This is a genomic window from Mesorhizobium humile (assembly GCF_033977215.1).
In the GTDB taxonomy this organism is placed as follows: domain Bacteria; phylum Pseudomonadota; class Alphaproteobacteria; order Rhizobiales; family Rhizobiaceae; genus Mesorhizobium; species Mesorhizobium humile.
The window spans coordinates 19,379-34,848 of sequence record NZ_JAVIIV010000010.1; the positions used below are offsets into that span (position 1 = coordinate 19,379).

18 protein-coding genes are annotated in these 15,470 nt (G+C 64.9%); 5 read left to right on the forward strand and 13 right to left on the reverse strand.

Going from position 1 to position 15,470, the window contains the following annotated elements; all coding sequences use genetic code 11:
- Window positions 1-9: 9 nt before the first annotated feature.
- Together RFM52_RS16305 and RFM52_RS16310 are read right to left on the reverse strand one after the other, a co-directional pair.
- Entirely contained in the window at window positions 10-513 is a 504-nt protein-coding gene (locus tag RFM52_RS16305) for a flavin reductase family protein (protein ID WP_320296750.1), read from the reverse strand.
- Window positions 514-526: 13 nt separating this feature from the next.
- Window positions 527-1,651, reverse strand: coding sequence for an LLM class flavin-dependent oxidoreductase (locus RFM52_RS16310; RefSeq protein ID WP_320296749.1), 1,125 nt, complete (start codon window positions 1,649-1,651; stop codon window positions 527-529).
- Window positions 1,652-1,762: 111 nt separating this feature from the next.
- Here RFM52_RS16310 and RFM52_RS16315 point away from each other — a divergent pair, with 111 nt between their 5' ends.
- Complete coding sequence (locus tag RFM52_RS16315) at window positions 1,763-2,344, forward strand: winged helix DNA-binding protein (protein WP_320296748.1); 582 nt, start codon at window positions 1,763-1,765, stop codon at window positions 2,342-2,344.
- Here RFM52_RS16315 and RFM52_RS16320 read toward each other — a convergent pair.
- Window positions 2,341-3,273, reverse strand: coding sequence for a DMT family transporter (locus RFM52_RS16320; protein ID WP_320296747.1), 933 nt, complete (start codon window positions 3,271-3,273; stop codon window positions 2,341-2,343). The genes RFM52_RS16315 and RFM52_RS16320 overlap by 4 nt on opposite strands.
- A gap of 99 nt (window positions 3,274-3,372) precedes the next feature.
- Here RFM52_RS16320 and RFM52_RS16325 point away from each other — a divergent pair, with 99 nt between their 5' ends.
- The gene (locus tag RFM52_RS16325) at window positions 3,373-3,867 is read left to right on the forward strand and encodes a MarR family winged helix-turn-helix transcriptional regulator (protein ID WP_320296781.1); all 495 of its coding nucleotides are present in this window, start codon (window positions 3,373-3,375) and stop codon (window positions 3,865-3,867) included.
- On the opposite strand, the gene RFM52_RS16330 is transcribed toward RFM52_RS16325, so the two are convergent.
- The 4 genes from RFM52_RS16330 to RFM52_RS16345 form a co-directional block, all read right to left on the reverse strand.
- Window positions 3,864-4,289 (reverse strand): DUF1178 family protein, encoded by a 426-nt coding sequence (locus RFM52_RS16330; RefSeq protein ID WP_320296746.1) that lies wholly within the window; start codon window positions 4,287-4,289, stop codon window positions 3,864-3,866. The genes RFM52_RS16325 and RFM52_RS16330 overlap by 4 nt on opposite strands.
- Window positions 4,286-5,152: a carbon-nitrogen hydrolase family protein gene (locus RFM52_RS16335; protein ID WP_320296745.1), complete on the reverse strand. Its 867-nt coding sequence runs from the start codon at window positions 5,150-5,152 to the stop codon at window positions 4,286-4,288. The genes RFM52_RS16330 and RFM52_RS16335 overlap by 4 nt, the downstream gene beginning before the upstream one ends.
- A gap of 2 nt (window positions 5,153-5,154) precedes the next feature.
- Window positions 5,155-5,418 carry a glutaredoxin 3 gene (gene grxC, locus RFM52_RS16340; RefSeq protein ID WP_320296744.1) on the reverse strand — a complete coding sequence of 88 codons (264 nt, stop codon included), beginning with the start codon at window positions 5,416-5,418 and terminating at the stop codon, window positions 5,155-5,157.
- A 71-nt stretch (window positions 5,419-5,489) separates the two neighbouring features.
- Complete coding sequence (locus RFM52_RS16345) at window positions 5,490-6,290, reverse strand: ComF family protein (protein ID WP_320296743.1); 801 nt, start codon at window positions 6,288-6,290, stop codon at window positions 5,490-5,492.
- Between the two features lie 64 nt (window positions 6,291-6,354).
- Here RFM52_RS16345 and RFM52_RS16350 point away from each other — a divergent pair, with 64 nt between their 5' ends.
- On the forward strand, window positions 6,355-7,227 hold the full coding sequence (locus RFM52_RS16350; protein WP_320296742.1) for a methyltransferase domain-containing protein: 873 nt from the start codon (window positions 6,355-6,357) through the stop codon (window positions 7,225-7,227).
- A 31-nt stretch (window positions 7,228-7,258) separates the two neighbouring features.
- On the opposite strand, the gene RFM52_RS16355 is transcribed toward RFM52_RS16350, so the two are convergent.
- The 5 genes from RFM52_RS16355 to argJ all read right to left on the reverse strand — a co-directional run bounded on the left by RFM52_RS16355 (window position 7,259) and on the right by argJ (window position 10,475).
- Window positions 7,259-7,438 (reverse strand): Flp family type IVb pilin, encoded by a 180-nt coding sequence (locus RFM52_RS16355; RefSeq protein WP_320296741.1) that lies wholly within the window; start codon window positions 7,436-7,438, stop codon window positions 7,259-7,261.
- Between the two features lie 111 nt (window positions 7,439-7,549).
- The gene (locus tag RFM52_RS16360) at window positions 7,550-7,870 is read right to left on the reverse strand and encodes a hypothetical protein (RefSeq protein WP_320296740.1); all 321 of its coding nucleotides are present in this window, start codon (window positions 7,868-7,870) and stop codon (window positions 7,550-7,552) included.
- Between the two features lie 165 nt (window positions 7,871-8,035).
- Window positions 8,036-8,458 (reverse strand): (deoxy)nucleoside triphosphate pyrophosphohydrolase, encoded by a 423-nt coding sequence (locus RFM52_RS16365; RefSeq protein WP_320296739.1) that lies wholly within the window; start codon window positions 8,456-8,458, stop codon window positions 8,036-8,038.
- Window positions 8,455-9,234, reverse strand: a complete 780-nt coding sequence (locus tag RFM52_RS16370) for a GNAT family N-acetyltransferase (protein WP_320296738.1) — start codon at window positions 9,232-9,234, stop codon at window positions 8,455-8,457. Before RFM52_RS16370 ends, RFM52_RS16365 begins: the two co-directional genes overlap by 4 nt.
- Window positions 9,234-10,475 (reverse strand): bifunctional glutamate N-acetyltransferase/amino-acid acetyltransferase ArgJ, encoded by a 1,242-nt coding sequence (gene argJ, locus RFM52_RS16375; RefSeq protein WP_320296737.1) that lies wholly within the window; start codon window positions 10,473-10,475, stop codon window positions 9,234-9,236. Before argJ ends, RFM52_RS16370 begins: the two co-directional genes overlap by 1 nt.
- 188 nt (window positions 10,476-10,663) lie before the next feature.
- On the opposite strand from argJ, the gene RFM52_RS16380 reads away from it, so the two are divergent.
- On the forward strand, window positions 10,664-11,269 hold the full coding sequence (locus RFM52_RS16380) for a TetR/AcrR family transcriptional regulator (RefSeq protein WP_320296736.1): 606 nt from the start codon (window positions 10,664-10,666) through the stop codon (window positions 11,267-11,269).
- A 278-nt stretch (window positions 11,270-11,547) separates the two neighbouring features.
- Here the strand turns inward: RFM52_RS16380 and RFM52_RS16385 are convergent, their stop codons facing one another.
- Window positions 11,548-12,471 carry a peptidylprolyl isomerase gene (locus RFM52_RS16385; protein WP_320296735.1) on the reverse strand — a complete coding sequence of 308 codons (924 nt, stop codon included), beginning with the start codon at window positions 12,469-12,471 and terminating at the stop codon, window positions 11,548-11,550.
- Between the two features lie 263 nt (window positions 12,472-12,734).
- Here RFM52_RS16385 and secA point away from each other — a divergent pair, with 263 nt between their 5' ends.
- Window positions 12,735-15,467 carry a preprotein translocase subunit SecA gene (secA, locus tag RFM52_RS16390; RefSeq protein ID WP_320296734.1) on the forward strand — a complete coding sequence of 911 codons (2,733 nt, stop codon included), beginning with the start codon at window positions 12,735-12,737 and terminating at the stop codon, window positions 15,465-15,467.
- Window positions 15,468-15,470: the final 3 nt, after the last annotated feature.

Consider the following 15,470-nt stretch of genomic DNA (forward strand, 5'->3'; position numbering starts at 1 on the left):
GACAGCCGGTCAGGCTTCCAAGGGCCGATAACCGCCCCGCCAGTAGATCAGCGCCTGACCGGTATCCTGCGTCCTGACCGCCTCGACCGAGCCGATGACAATCGAGTGCGTGCCGCGGTCGATCATCTCGTCCAGGCTGCAGTCGAAGGCGGCGACCGCCTCGGCAAGCAGCGCTGCGCCCGTCTTCAGCGTCGTCCATTCGGCGCCCTCGTAGCGGTCCTTGCCCTTTATTCCGCCGAAACCCGAGAACCGCTCGGCGAGCCGCTGGTGCTGTGGCCCGAGCGAGTTGACGCCGAAATGCCGGTAGCGTTCGATGATGGGCCAGGTCGACGAGGAGCGGTTGACGCAGGCGATCACCTTCGGCGGCTCCGCCGACAGCGACACCACGGAAATGACGACGAGACCGGTACGGTCGTCGCCGACGCCGGCGGTGATGACGCTGACATTGCCGACGATGAGCCGCATGGCGGCGCGGAAATCCGCGACGCTGACCGGACCTTCTGCGTTGGGCATTGCCATCTCCTCGCTAAGCCGCCGACTGCATCGCGGCCGGCGCGATGCGGATGCCCCTCTGTTCAAGGATAGGCAGGACCGTGTCGCGGAAATAGGGGAATTCCTCGACATAGTCGACGAAAGACAAGGTCGATCCGCGGAAGCCGGCTTCGTGCAGTTGGGTGATGCCGTCTGCCACCTGCTCGGGCGTGCCGGTCAGCGGGAAACCGCCATGGCCCGCCGCCATGCGGTCGCGGATGAGCGCCAGAAGATCGTGCGGGAAGGATTGCGCATGGGCGAATTGCAGCCGCACCAGATTGTCCACGGCTGCCCAATCCGCGTTGGCGCGGCCGAAATGCTCGAGATAGTCTTTTGCTTCCTTTTCCGTGGGCCGGCACACGACATGCGCGAAAGTCAGCACATCGACGTCGCTGCCCGCCACTTTACCTTGCTCCTTCAGCGCCGCGATCTCGTCCTTCGAGCGCGAGAGGTCGATGGCCGGCGTGAACAGGAAATCGGCGTTGCGGACAGCGAATTTGCGCCCTTCCTCCGAGCCGGCCGCGTTGAGGATCGGCGGCGGCGAGGACGGGCGCGGATCGCCGAGCACTTTCTTGAGCTTGAACCAGGTGCCGTCCCAGTCGAAGGCTTCCGTGCGGCTCCACAGGGCGCGCACGATGTCGAACCATTCCTGCGCATAGCCGTAGCGTGTGATGTGGTCGTCGGGCAGCGTCAGCCCAAGCGCCTCGTATTCCGGCTTGTTCCAGCCGGCGACGATGTTGAGGCCGATGCGACCGCGGCTGATCTGGTCGATGGTCGCCAGTTGCTTGGCCACGACCACCGGATGATTGGCCGCCGTGTGGGTGGTGGCAAAGACTGTGAGATTGCGGGTGAGCGCCAGCAGCCCAGCCGCCCAGGTGATCGTCTCAAGCACGTTGCCATGAAAATTGGTTTCACCGCCGTAACCGATCCAGCGGGCGATCGGCAGCATGAAGTCGATGCCGGCTTCGTCGAGAAGCCGGGCGAGCTTGACATTGTTGTCCCAGGAATTGTCCCAGCGCTCGTCGACCTTTGTGACGGTCATGCCGCCGGAGCAGTTGGACGCGAATGTGCCGAGAAAGAAGGGCTGCGTGCCGGTCGCGGACTTGTCGAGCATGCTCATGACGATGTTCTCCTCCGTTTTTCGTTATAATTTATAATAGAAAGTCTATCATAAATTCATGTAGACGCAATCGCATGGATCGGCGCATCCTTGGCGCGGAGGGACAGGCGGATGAACGAGCGTCGCAAATCTTTGGAAACACAGGAAGAACTGCTCGACCGCGGCTGGCATCTGGCGCGCACGCCGCTGGAGATCGACGTCACCGAGGTCGAATACGCACTGATGCGGTCATATGAGGCGTTCGGCCACTGGCAGGCGGAATGTCTCGCCACGGTGATAGAGTTTTCGGCCAGCGGGCCCGAAAACGCGCTGCTCCACGTCATCAGGATGAACGATCGGCCCAAAAGCGTCCGCGATCTCGCCCAGATGACCAATCGCGACGACATTCCCAACATCCAGTACAGCCTGCGCAAGCTGTTGAAGGGCGGGCTGATCACGCGCACCGGCAGCGGCAGGGCGGGCGTGACCTATGAGGTGACGCCGCTCGGTCATCGGGTGACGGAGCGCTATGCCGATATCCGTTCGGTCCTGCTCATCGAGGCGGTGAAGCGCATTCCCGAGATGGCCGAGAAGCTCGAGGACGTCGCGCGCACGTTGGAGTTGATGACGGGCATCTATGAGCAGGCGGCGCGCGCCGCCGCCACCCATCGCCGCCGCCATCCGCAGCCGGAATCCTCCGGCAAAGCGGATTAGCTCGTGGACGATGCCGGCTCGATCCGGACCGGCGTCGGCGCGCCAGCCTGGCTTTGTGCCTTGGTCGTGATGAAAACGCCGGCGGTGATGATGGCGGCGCCCAGCCAGGTCAGAAGCTGGTAGTGCTCGCCGAGGAAGATCGTGCCCGCGAACAGGCCGACGGCCGCCGCCACATAGCCGATCTGGCTGAGATAGACCGGGCCGCCGACCGCCTGCAGACGGAAGAAGAAGGCGAACATCGCCGAGGCCGACGCAACCTGGCCGACCACCACCAGCGGCACGGCGCCGAGCGGGGCGAAGGCATGCGTGCCCAGAAGGCCGAGGATGCCGACGAGAAGCAGCGTGGCCGAGGCCAGATGGCTGCCGACGGCAAGCTCGATCGGGCCGGTGCCTTCCGGCCAGTCGACGGTGCGATAGATGTTGCCGGCGGCGAGGCTGACCGGAATGAGCAATCCTATGGCAACCCAGAAATAGTCGGCTGGCTGGCCGGCCTCGCCGCGCGTCAGCGCGACCATCGCCGCGCCGACGAAGCCGACGACGATGCCGATGACACCGAGCAGATTGGGACGCCTGACGCCGAGCAGGATCGAGAACACCAGCGTGATCACCGGCGACAGCGTGAACATGATGCCGGTGTAACCGGCGCCGAGATGCGGGATGGCCGAGAACATCAAAAGATTGGGAATGGCATAGGAAATCGCCGCGGTGACGAAGAAATAACGCAGCTTGCGCGGCGTCAGCCGGATGCGTTCGCCGCGCAAGAGAAGCGCCAGTAGCAGCACACCGCCAGCGCCCAGCGAAATAACGAAGGCCCAGACCATGGCCGGCACGCCGGCGCCGGTAGCGAGCTTGCCGAACGGCAACGTCATGCCGAGCAGCCCGCCCGTCACCACCAGAAGGCCGATCGCCGAATCCCAGATAAGTTTCATCGGGCTGTCCTGTCTCCGCGAGACCGCTTGGCGGCCGGTTCTCATTGCGATAAGATAGCGCAAAGATTCTTTACGTCAAGATACTTCACGGTGAGCGATATGGATCGAGCGGGCAGGGCCATGGAGCAGTGGCGACGTGAGCGGCCGGACCTGGATGTGTCGCCGATGGGCGTCATCGGGCGGCTCAACGAGGCCTCGTCGCTGATCGCGCGCGACCGGCTGGCGCCGGTCTTTGCCCGCTTTGGGCTGCAGTCCGGCGAATTCGACGTGCTGGCGACGCTGCGCCGTTCCGGCGCGCCCTACGCGCTGACGCCGACCGAGCTTTACGAGGCGACAATGGTGACGTCGGGCGCCATGACCGCTCGCCTCGACCGCCTGGAGAAGGCCGGCCTGACACGGCGCGCGCCGCACCCCAGCGACCGGCGTGGCGTCGTCGTCGAGCTCACCGCGAAAGGCCGCGAGCTTACCGACGAGGCACTCACCGCCCACGTCGCCAACGAGCATGAGATCCTCGCCGGCCTGACGCGCGAGGACCGGGAAATGCTGGCGAAACTGCTGGAAAAACTGATCGGAAGCTTGAGTTCGCCGTCCTAATTCCGGTCGTCCGGAAAGCTCGGGATCGGCATGAACTCGACGCCGTCCTCGGCGAGGCTCTGCGCCTCTTCGGGCGTCGCTTCGCCGTAGATGCCGCGCGGATCGGTCTCGCCGAAATGGATCTTGCGCGCTTCCTCGGCGAATTTGTCGCCGACATAGTCGGCATTCTCGCGCACCTTCTCGGCCAGCGCCTTGAGCTGCGCCAGCGCCTGCTTCTGTGCTTCGCCCATGGCCAAGGCGACCTTCTCCTGTTTGCGCGACGTGGAGACGGCGGGCGCCATCAGCGCTTTCTCGACCTTGTGCGAGCCGCAGCTCGGGCAATCGACGAAGCCGCGCTTCTTCTGGGTGTCGAAATCATCATTGCTGCGGAACCACGCTTCGAATTCGTGCTCGTGTTCGCAGATCAGTGAAAAACGGATCAAGAAGCGGCACCCCTGAGACGCGGCGCTTCGCTTGTCCCGGCACTGACGGTGAAATCCCGCGCGTTCTTCAGATTGGGAATCTTGCGGCGCGCGGCCAACGACTGGGCCGGATCGATCTCGGCGACGATCACGCCGGGCTCGTTATGCGATGCCTCGGCGATGATGCGCCCCCATGGATCGACGATCAGCGAATGGCCATAGGTCTCGCGCCCGTCCTCATGCAGGCCGCCTTGCGCTGCGGCGACGACATAGGCGCCGTTCTCGATGGCGCGGGCGCGCAGCAGCACATGCCAGTGGGCCTCGCCGGTCTGGCGCGTGAAGGCGGCAGGCACCGTCAGCACTTCGGCCCCGGCCATCGCCTCGGTGCGGAACAGCTGCGGGAAGCGCAGGTCGTAGCACACGGCAAAGCCAAGCTTCGTCCCGTTGATATCGGTCACGGTAGCTTCCGTCCCCGGCTCGTAGGCCGCGGATTCGCGCCAGCTCTCGCCATTGTCGAGATCGACGTCGAACATATGGATCTTGTCGTAGCCGGCAATCGCGGCGCCGTCGGGCGAAAACAGGAACGCGCGGTTGGCGAGCTTGCCGTCGGCGCGGCGAATCGCCGTCGAGCCGATATGCAGGTAGATGCCGAGCTCCTTCGCCAACCTGCGCGCGGTGGCGACGACGATGTCCTTGTCCTCGGTGGTGAAAGCGGCCGCGCCGGCTTCCTTGTCGCGCACCAGCGCTCCGGTCATTTCCGGCGTCTGGACATAGGTGGCACCCTGGCCGGCGGCCTGGCGGACCAAAATCTCCATGTCGGCGGCGTTGCGCTCCGGACTGGTGCCCGAACGCATCTGCACGGCGGCGGCCTTGAAACTACCCATGGTCATCTCCCGTTGGCGAGCAGCGCGTCCAGCCGGCCCTGCGACTCCAGATCGTGGAGGTCGTCGCAGCCGCCGACATGCGTGTCGCCGATGAAAATCTGCGGAAAGGTGGCTCGCCCATGCGCCTTCGAAATCATTTCCTGGCGCAATTCCGGCGAGAACGAGGCGTCGTGCTCGGTATAGGGCACCCCCTTGCGGTCGAGCAACCGCTTGGCGGCGCTGCAGTAGCCGCACATCATGCGGGTGTAGATCGTCACATCAGCCATTGGCCGGCAGTCCTCATGCATGCCGTCGAATCAGGTACGAAAGCGACATGCGGCAAACAACAAACTCAAACCTATATAGTCGCGGACTCATCGGGCCGAAAGTCCCCGGGCAGGACGCGCGCGAAAGTGAGGATGTCGACGGCTCCGGCGCCGCCCCTCTTCAGCGCCTTGGCGACCGCCCGCACCGTCGCGCCGGTGGTGTAGACATCGTCGACCACCAGCACCCGGCGCCCCGCTATTTCGATCTCGGCGTCCGGCGGCACGCGGAATGCGGCGCGCACATTCTCCTCGCGCTCGTGCCGTTCGAGCCCGACCTGCTGGCGCGTCAGCTTCACGCGCCGGATCGCGGATGGCGAGAAGGGCAGCCCGCCGAGCTTTGCAACGGCCCGTCCAAGCTCCGCCGACTGGTTGAACTGGCGCCGGAAGAAGCGCCGCCAGTGCAACGGCACCGGCACGACCAGGTCGGCCTCCGCGATCAGCTCGGCGCCGGCGCGCATCATCCAGTTCGCCATCCAGCGCGCGAGGTCGGTTCGATCCTGATATTTCAGCCCCTGCACCATCTGCCGCGCGACGCCTGAATAGACGACGGCCGCCCGCGCCCGCTCGAAGGGCGCAGGATCGGCGATCGCCTCGGCCGACAAAAACCCCTCGCCCATGTCGTGGGTGAAGGGCGTGCCCATCACCGGGCACCACGGCTTCTCCAGCAGTCTCAGCTTGGGCCAGCAGGCGCCGCACAGCACGCCAGGCTGCGACACATGGCGACGGCAGCCGGCGCAAACCGGCGGAAACAACAGGCGCGCCGGCCAGGCCAGCGCCTGCCGCGTCATATCCTGGACCGCTGTGGTCTTGATCTTGTGCACCGGATCGGCCACGTGAAAGGAACCTCGCGCCACCTTAACACCACTGCGGCACGCGCGGACAACAGGAAGCTTTTCATTGCAGCCCTTGATCGACACCGAGCTCTGGCTCGCGCGCAAGCGCAGGGCTCTCGCCCGCCCCGTCGAAGGCGCCGATTTCCTGATGCGGCGCGCCGCGGAAGACCTTGCCGACCGGCTGGGCGCCGTCGAACGCCGCTTCGGCAAGGCGGCCGCGCTGTTCTGCCAGACGTCGGCGGCGGCGGACGTGCTTGCCGGCAGCGGCAAGGTCGGCGAGATCGTGCGCGTCGAGATGGACGAAGCGCTTCTGGCCGGCGGCCCCGGCCTGGTGGCGCCGCCGGAGACCGTGCCGTTCGAGGAAGGCAGCCTCGATCTCGTCGTTTCCCTGCTCTCGCTGCACGCGATGAACGACATTCCCGGCGTGCTGGCGCAAATCCGCCGGGCGCTGAGACCGGACGGGCTGTTCCTCGGCGCTTTCGCCGGCGCAGGCACGCTCACGGAGTTGCGCGAGAGCATGCTTGCGGCCGAGACGGAGCTTTTTGGCGGCGCGAGCCCGCGCATCCTTCCTTTCACCGACGTGCGCGACGCGGGCGCGCTGTTGCAGCGCGCCGGCCTGGCTTTGCCTGTCGCCGATGTCGAAACGGTCGCGGTGCGCTACGATACGCTGTTCGATCTTGCCGCCGATCTGCGCGCCATGGGCGAAACCAGCGCTCTCCTCGATCGCAGCCGGCGGCCAGCCGGCAGACGCCTGTTTGCCCGCGCCGCCGAAATCTATGCCGAGCGATTCTCGGATCCGGATGGCCGTATCCGCGCAAGTTTTTCGATTGTCTGGATGTCGGGTTGGGCGCCCGACGCCTCGCAGCAAAAGCCGCTCAAACCCGGATCGGCCAAGGTTTCGCTGAAATCCGCCCTGGAGAACCCGCCTAAGACTTAACTGCCTCAGCTGCGATGGCGGTTGGCCCACGTCAGTGGGAAAAGGCCTGGACCAATCTGCTGTTGTTGTCGCTGAACAACCACTGGAGCGCACTGGAGGCTTGGCTGACCCCGCCGACAATGACGAGCGACAACACCACGACGATCAGGCCATATTCGACGGCCGTGGCGCCTGTTTCATCTTCAATGAATTGTTGCAGCAGGTTTTTCATGGTCATCGATCCCTTATGCGGGAACTCTAATGTCCTACCCGTTAAGAAAGGTTAACGGTAAAAGCTTAACAGCGAGTGAAACGCCGCCCTGCCGCCAAATCATTAACCAAGTCAGCACTCGCCGCTGCGGCTGCCGTCATTGCGGATGACGCAGATTGAACTGGGCAAAGGCTGCAGCACGCTTCGGCGCACAGTATATGTATTGGGGCGATGGCCGATCGATCCGGTCGCCGTCATGTCGAGCCCGCTGGAGAAGCCGTCACGGGCGCTCTGCGGCCGGGTCTGGCTGTCCAGGAAAGGCGTCGCGATCAGCGCCAGCGCCACTGCGGCCGAGCCGAAGAGAAGCGTTATCCGCAGGATGCCCATGCCGGCGTCCACCGCGCGGAAGCCTCGGTCGGGCCGGATCGAGTCCCAGTCTCTTTCAAGGCTCATGCCGTGTTTCCCAGTCATCGACGATATCGCCGCGCGAAACGGCCTCGCGCAATTTTTCACGTCGAGATAAATCTTCCATTAACGCTGGCTAAAGCAGCTCCGGAAAAAGCGTGAAACGTCACCGCGCCCGAGAAACGATGAACTGCCGCTAAGGCGACCGTGAAACTACAAAAGGTCGATGAGGAACTGGATCAGCGGCGCGTCGGCCGGCGGCATCGGATAGTCGCGCATCTGCCGGGGCCTGACCCATTTGAGCCCCTGCCCTTCCCTCGGCTGCGCGATCCCGCGGAAGCGGCGGCAGACATAAAGCGGCATCAGGAGATGGAAATCGTCATAGGAATGGCTGGCAAAGGTGAGCGGCGCCAGGCACGGAATCTCCGTCTCGATGCCGAGCTCCTCATTGAGTTCGCGAACCAGGCATTGCTCCGGCGTTTCGCCCGGCTCGACCTTGCCGCCCGGAAACTCCCACAGACCTGCAAGCTGCTTTCCTTCCGGGCGCTGCGCCAGCAGCACGCGCCGGTCGGTGTCGACCAGCGCGCAGGCAGCGACCAGCAACAGGCGCTTTCCGGTTGGCTTGACCTCGCTCATGCGCCCGGCGGCCGTCGATAGTGGTAGCGATAGACTTCCTCGAAGCCGAGCGACCGGTAGAGCGAGAGCGCCGGTAGATTGCCGGCCTCGACCTGTAGCCAGGCCTCGCGCGCGCCGCGCAGCCGCGCCCATTTCAGCGCCGACAGGATAAGATTGCGGCCATGGCCCTTCTTGCGCGCCGACTTTTCGGTGGCGACCTCGAACAGGCCCGCGAGATCGCCGTCATGGACGCAGATCAGCGTCGCCAGCGGCTCGTTGCCGTCCTCGAGCGCGAACAGCCCGGCTTCCGGCTGGATGGCGCCGATGACCTCCGACAGGCCGGGCCGCAACGAGGCGTCCGAGCCGCTCGTCCTCAGCGACGCGCCGATGAAGCGGCTGATGTCCTTGAGCGGAATCTGGTCCATGGCCGCGCCGAGCTCGACCTCTTTCAGCGGCAGCCGCATCACCAGGGATTCGTCGAACCTGTTCCAGCCGGCCTTGTCGAGATGCGTGGACAGAACCTGTCCCGACAGCGGCGACATGCGAAAGGTCAGCGGCCGGCCATAGGCATCGAACCGCCTTGCGGCGCGGCCGATGCGCTCCTCGATGGCGTGCGTGTCGCCCGGATCGAGTGGATTGACGGAGTTCAGGCGCTTGGCGGGGTGTCCGGCCGTGAGCCGCACCACCCAGGTCCCGTCATAATGGACCGCGGCCGCCGGCCAGGCACGAAAGCCCGCCGCCTCGTAGCGGCGCACGACCGCCAGCACGCTTGCCGGATGCCCGGACACCGGCGCCATCAGCTCCGGTAATCGCCGTTGATGGCGACATATTCCTTGGTGAGGTCGCAGGTCCACACCGTCGCCTTGCCGCGACCGATGCCGAGATCGGCGCGGATGCGGATGTCGTCGCGCTTCATATAGGCCGAGGTCGCTTCCTCCGAATAGCCTGGATCGCGCTCGCCCTCATGCGCGAGCCGATTGTCGCCGAACCAGATCGACAGCCGGTCGCGGTCGGCAGGCTCGCCAGCCTTGCCGACGGCCATGACGACGCGGCCCCAATTGGCGTCCTCGCCCGCAACCGCCGTCTTCACCAGCGGCGAATTGGCGATCGAAAGCGCGACCCGCTTGGCCGAACGTGCCGATTTGGCGCCGGTCACCGTGACCTCGACCTGCTTGCGCGCGCCCTCGCCGTCGCGCACCACCTGCAGCGCCAGCGACTTCAGCACCTTGCCGAGCGCCCGACGGAACGCGCCGAGCCGCGCATCCTTGGGATCGCTGATCGCCGGCGCGCCACGCGCGGCGGCCTTGCCGGTGGCGAAGATGAGCAGCGTGTCGCTGGTCGAGGTGTCGCTGTCGACGGTCACCGCATTGAAGGTCTTGGCCGTGCCGCGCGAAAGCAGATCCTGCAGCACGGGGGCGGCGATCGGCGCGTCGGTGGCGATGAAGGAAAGCATCGTCGCCATGTCGGGCGCGATCATGCCGGCGCCCTTGGCGATGCCGTTGATGGTGACGTCGGCGTCGCCGAGCTTGACCGTCGCCGTCGCCACCTTCGGATAGGTGTCCGTGGTCATGATCGCCTTGGCCGCCTCGGTCCACAGATCCGGCTTGCCGTCCTTGACCAGGCCGGCGAGCAGATGGCTGAATTTGGTGGTGTCGAGCGGCTCGCCGATGACGCCGGTCGAGGCCAGGAAGACTTCCGCTTCCGAGCATCCGGCGGCCTTGGCCGCCGCCTCGCCGGTCAGCGCGGTCGAAGCCTTGCCCTTCTTGCCGGTGAAGGCGTTGGCGTTGCCGGAATTGACCACCAGGACCCGCGCCTTGCCGGCAGGCAGGTTCTGACGGCAGAAGTCGACCGGCGCCGACGGGCATTTCGACCGGGTGAACACGCCGGCGACAGCCGTGCCCGGATCGAAGACCATGGCGAGCAGGTCGGTTCTGTTCTTGTATTTGATGCCGGCTTCGGCGGTCGCGATGCGCACACCCTCGATGACCGGCATCTTCGGATATTTCTTCGGTGCGAGCGGCGAAATCGTAGCGGACATCGGAACCCCGGAGCGGCAAGAACACGAAAAGAAGGCCGGTTTGCCCGATAGCGCGCGTCGGCGCAAGGGGCGTTCTGGCCGCGCCCTCCCGGCCTGGCCGGCGGCTTTGCAATTGGAAACGCGTCGTTTCGCTTCATCGCCGAAGTCAATATGATCGGCACCAGATTCACCGGCTAAGGAAGACCTCGATGGACGAAGCCGCCGCTCGCGGGCGCAAGTCGATCGGCGCGAAACGCAACCCCGAGAGCGCCGATGCCATCGTCAAGGCCGCCGAGGCGGTGTTGCGCGAGGCGGGCTATGCCGGTTTCTCGATCGAGGCTGTCGCCCGGCGGGCGCGGGCGGGAAAGCCGACCATCTATCGCTGGTGGCCGAGCAAGGCGGCGCTGCTGATCGAGGTCTACCAGCGCCAGAAGCGCGTCGAGACGCCCGACACCGGAAACATCGAGGACGATCTGGCCGGCTTCCTCGAGAATCTGTTCGCGCATTGGCGCGACACCCCGTCAGGCAACATCTTCCGCTCGCTGATCGCCGAGGCGCAGTCGGACGAGACGGCCGCGGCCGCGCTCGCCGAATATTCAAAAGGGCGCCGCGGCCATACCGGTCGGATGATCGAGCGCGCCAAGGCGCGTGGCGAGGTGGCGGCCGATGTCGATGCCGGGATCGTCGCCGACCTGATCGCTTCCTTCGCCTGGCGGCACCTGCTGGCCGGACGGCTCGACGAGGACGACGCGGCGATCCGCGCCGCCGTGCGCTACATCACGCGGGGAATCAGAGCAATTCCAGGAAAAGTGTGAAGCGGTTGGGCTCGGCGCCTCGCCGTAGCCTTCGGTCCGGAATTGCGTCAAAACAAGGAGATAGCGGGGTTCGCCGTTTCCGTGAAACGGTGAAACGCTCTAAAGCGCCTCGCGCTGAATCGGATTCAGGCGACGCGCTTTAAGTCTTTGTTTTGATGCATGTCGTTGTCCCAGAACCGCCGCACACTTCTGGGCGACATGCTTTAGCGACCGCTTGACTCCCGAATGCGAAAGGGCGCCCGAAGGCGCCCTTTGCAAGGTTTCCAGTCGGCAGCGGATTACTTGCCGGCTTCCATCGTGTCGACGTCCTTCTTGAGCTTCTCGTCCGGGATCTCGACCTTGGCGGCCGCGCGCAGCTCCTTGACCATGGCGAAATACTTGTCGCGGATCACCGCCTGCTTGGCCTGGTCCTTGACGTCGTCGAAGGCCGGCGGCTGCTTGGCGCGCTTGTCCTCGACCTTGATGACGTGCCAGCCGAACTGCGACTGCACCGGCTCCTTCGAATATTTGCCGACGTCGAGCGCGAAGGCCGCCTTGTCGAATTCCGGCACCATCTGCCCCGGGCCGAACCAGCCGAGGTCGCCGCCGCTGGTCTTGCCGCTCGGATCGCTGGTGTGTTCGTTGGCGAGCTTCTGGAAATCGGCGCCGCCGTCGAGCTGCTTGATGATCGCCTCGGCTTCTTCCTTCGTCTTCACGAGGATGTGACGAGCGTGGATTTCGTTGACCGGCGGCGTGTTGGCGATCTCCTGGTCGTAGCGGGCGCGCACTTCGGCGTCCGTCACCTTGTCGACCACTTCCTTCTCGACCACCTCGCCATGCAGGGCGCGTGCCTGCAGGAAAGCCATGCGGCGCAGGAAGTCGGCGTCCTTGTCGAGGCCGCTGTCGACCGCCTTCTTGGCCATGACGCGGATTTCGATCGCGGCCGAGAGGGCAGCCGCGCGGCGCTGTTCCGGCGGCATCTGCGCGAACTGTTGCGACAGTTCGCCTTCGGCGAGCTGAAGGTCGGCCTCGGTCAGCTTCTCGCCATTGACGGTGGCGACCACGGCATTGGGATCGACCGGCGCCGCCGGAGCGGCCGCGGGTGCCGTGGCGTCCTGGGCGGGCTTGGTCTCCTGCGCCATCAGCGGCGACAGGCAAAGAGCCGAGAGCCCGAGGGCCAGACCGAGGCTGGCGAGCGAGGCGCGGCGGAACGACAGGGACATCAAGATAAACTCCAAGGGGATTGCCAATGAGGATCGCGTAAGCGCAAGGGTTCCAGATCAGTCGGATTGTGGCGGAATTTGGCGCTGCCCTTAGGGCTAACGCGGCGTTGACATCGATTGAGCCCCCTCTTATCTGTCCAACGACTTGGCGTCCAGAACCGTTTTCCGGGCGCTTTTTGCGTTTGTCCGCATTCACGCGGATTTGATGGGCCCGCCAGGCGTCTGTCGCAAGCGGCTAAAATTGCTATCGAAAGGACCATTGGATGGTCAGTCTCGGCGGTCTCGCCCGTAAGGTTTTCGGTTCTTCCAACGACCGCCGTGTCAAGTCGACCCGGCCAAGGGTCGAAGCCATCAACGCCATGGAAAACGAGATGCGGGCGCTTTCCGATGCCGAGCTTGCGGGGCGCACGGAAAAATTCCGCCAGGATCTCGCCAACGGCGCTGCGCTCGACGATCTGCTGGTTCCCGCCTTCGCCACGGTGCGCGAAGCGGCCCGCCGCGTGCTTGGCATGCGTCCCTTTGACGTACAATTGATCGGCGGCATGGTGCTTCACAATGGCGGCATCGCCGAGATGCGCACCGGCGAGGGCAAGACGCTGGTCGCCACTCTGCCGGTCTATCTCAATGCACTTGCAGGCCAAGGCGTCCATGTCGTCACCGTCAACGATTATCTGGCCACCCGCGACGCCGAGTGGATGGGTCGCGTCTATAAATTCCTCGGCCTGACCGTCGGCGTCATCGTCCACGGTCTCTCCGACGACGAGCGCCGCGAGGCTTACGCCTCCGACGTCACCTACGCCACCAACAACGAACTCGGTTTCGACTATCTGCGCGACAACATGAAGTATGAGCGCGCCCAGATGGTGCAGCGCGGCCATGCCTACGCCATCGTCGACGAGGTCGATTCCATCCTGGTCGATGAAGCGCGCACGCCGCTGATCATTTCCGGTCCGCTCGAGGACCGCTCGGAAATGTACAACACCATCGACACCTTCATGCTCAAGCTCAGCCCGGCCGACTACGAGATCGACGAGAAACAGAAGACCTCGATCTTCACCGAGGAGGGCACCGAGAAGCTGGAGAACATGCTGCGCGACGCCGGCCTGTTGAAGGGCGAGTCGCTCTACGACGTCGAGAACGTCGCCATCGTCCATCACGTCAACAACGCGCTGAAGGCGCACCGCCTGTTCCAGCGCGACAAGGACTACATCGTGCGCAACGGCGAGATCGTCATCATCGACGAGTTCACCGGCCGCATGATGCCGGGCCGCCGCTATTCGGAAGGCCTGCACCAGGCGCTTGAAGCCAAGGAGCACGTGGCGATCCAGCCGGAGAACCAGACGCTCGCCTCCGTCACCTTCCAGAACTATTTCCGCCTCTACAAGAAGCTGTCCGGCATGACCGGCACGGCGCTGACCGAGGCCGAGGAATTCGGCAACATCTACGGCCTCGAAGTCACCGAGATCCCGACCAACCTGCCGGTCATCCGCAAGGATGAGGACGATGAGGTCTACCGGACGGTCGAGGAGAAGTACAAGGCGATCGTCAAGGAAATCCGCGAAGCCAGCGCCAAAGGCCAGCCGACGCTGGTCGGCACAACCTCCATTGAAAAATCCGAGCAACTGGCCGAGCGCCTGCGCAAGGAGGGCTTCAAGGATTTCGAAGTCCTGAACGCCCGCCACCACGAGCGCGAGGCGGCCATCGTCGCCCAGGCCGGCAAGCCCGGCGCCATCACCATCGCCACCAACATGGCCGGCCGCGGTACCGACATCAAGCTCGGCGGCAATGCCGAGATGCGCATCGCCGAGGAACTGGGCGACATGCCCGAGGGCCCCGAGCGCGAGGCGCGGGAAAAGGAAATCCAGGCCGACGTCGAGCGCCTGAAGGAAAAGGCGCTGGCCGCCGGCGGCCTCTATGTTCTGGCCACCGAACGCCACGAATCGCGCCGCATCGACAACCAGCTGCGTGGCCGCTCCGGCCGCCAGGGCGATCCCGGCCGCTCGAAATTCTTCCTGTCGCTGCAGGACGATCTGATGCGTATCTTCGGCTCCGAGCGCATGGACGGCATGCTGCAGAAGCTCGGCCTCAAGGAGGATGAGGCGATCATCCATCCCTGGATCAACAAGGCGCTCGAAAAGGCGCAGAAGAAGGTCGAGGCGCGCAACTTCGATATCCGCAAGAACCTCCTCAAGTATGACGACGTCGCCAACGACCAGCGCAAGGTGGTGTTCGAGCAGCGCATCGAGCTGATGGACGGCGAAGGCCTGTCGGAGACGATCGCCGAGATGCGCGAAGGCGTCATCGAGGAGATCGTCGCCAAGAACATCCCCGAAAACGCCTATGCCGAGCAGTGGAACGTCGCCGGCCTCAAGGAGGAAGCGGCGCAGTATCTCAATCTCGACCTGCCCATCGAGGAATGGGTCAAGGAAGAGGGCATCGCCGAGGACGATATCCGCGAGCGCATCACGGCCGCGGCCGACGCCGCCGCCAAGGAGCGCGCCGATCGCTTCGGCCCCGACGTGATGAACTATGTCGAACGGTCGGTGGTGCTGCAGACGCTCGACCATCTGTGGCGCGAGCACATCGTCAATCTCGACCACCTGCGTTCGGTGGTCGGCTTCCGCGGCTACGCCCAGCGCGACCCGCTGCAGGAATACAAGAGCGAGGCCTTCGAGCTGTTCCAGGGCATGCTCGGCAACCTTCGCCAGGCCGTCACCGCGCAGCTGATGCGCGTCGAACTGGTCCGCCAGGCGGCGGACGCCCCGCCGCCGGAAGCGCCCGACATGTTCGGCAGCCACATCGACGGCACTACCGGCGAAGACGATTTCCAGGGCGGTGAGACCGCGCTTCTCATGCGTCAGGACACCAACGCCGTCGTGGCGTCGGAAAACCGCGACCCGAAGAACCCCTCCACATGGGGCAAGGTCGGCCGCAACGAGCTCTGCCCCTGCGGCTCCGGCAAGAAGTACAAGCACTGCCACGGCACCTTCGCCTGACCC

Coding starts and splice junctions, on each gene's coding strand:
- RFM52_RS16305 (WP_320296750.1), bottom strand. CDS start 513: ATGCCCAACGCAGAAGGTCCGGTCAGCGTCGCGGATTTCCGCGCCGCC.
- RFM52_RS16310 (WP_320296749.1), bottom strand. CDS start 1,651: ATGAGCATGCTCGACAAGTCCGCGACCGGCACGCAGCCCTTCTTTCTC.
- RFM52_RS16315 (WP_320296748.1), top strand. CDS start 1,763: ATGAACGAGCGTCGCAAATCTTTGGAAACACAGGAAGAACTGCTCGAC.
- RFM52_RS16320 (WP_320296747.1), bottom strand. CDS start 3,273: ATGAAACTTATCTGGGATTCGGCGATCGGCCTTCTGGTGGTGACGGGC.
- RFM52_RS16325 (WP_320296781.1), top strand. CDS start 3,373: ATGGATCGAGCGGGCAGGGCCATGGAGCAGTGGCGACGTGAGCGGCCG.
- RFM52_RS16335 (WP_320296745.1), bottom strand. CDS start 5,152: ATGGGTAGTTTCAAGGCCGCCGCCGTGCAGATGCGTTCGGGCACCAGT.
- grxC (WP_320296744.1), bottom strand. CDS start 5,418: ATGGCTGATGTGACGATCTACACCCGCATGATGTGCGGCTACTGCAGC.
- RFM52_RS16355 (WP_320296741.1), bottom strand. CDS start 7,438: ATGAAAAACCTGCTGCAACAATTCATTGAAGATGAAACAGGCGCCACG.
- RFM52_RS16360 (WP_320296740.1), bottom strand. CDS start 7,870: ATGAGCCTTGAAAGAGACTGGGACTCGATCCGGCCCGACCGAGGCTTC.
- RFM52_RS16365 (WP_320296739.1), bottom strand. CDS start 8,458: ATGAGCGAGGTCAAGCCAACCGGAAAGCGCCTGTTGCTGGTCGCTGCC.
- RFM52_RS16370 (WP_320296738.1), bottom strand. CDS start 9,234: ATGGCGCCGGTGTCCGGGCATCCGGCAAGCGTGCTGGCGGTCGTGCGC.
- argJ (WP_320296737.1), bottom strand. CDS start 10,475: ATGTCCGCTACGATTTCGCCGCTCGCACCGAAGAAATATCCGAAGATG.
- RFM52_RS16380 (WP_320296736.1), top strand. CDS start 10,664: ATGGACGAAGCCGCCGCTCGCGGGCGCAAGTCGATCGGCGCGAAACGC.
- RFM52_RS16385 (WP_320296735.1), bottom strand. CDS start 12,471: ATGTCCCTGTCGTTCCGCCGCGCCTCGCTCGCCAGCCTCGGTCTGGCC.
- secA (WP_320296734.1), top strand. CDS start 12,735: ATGGTCAGTCTCGGCGGTCTCGCCCGTAAGGTTTTCGGTTCTTCCAAC.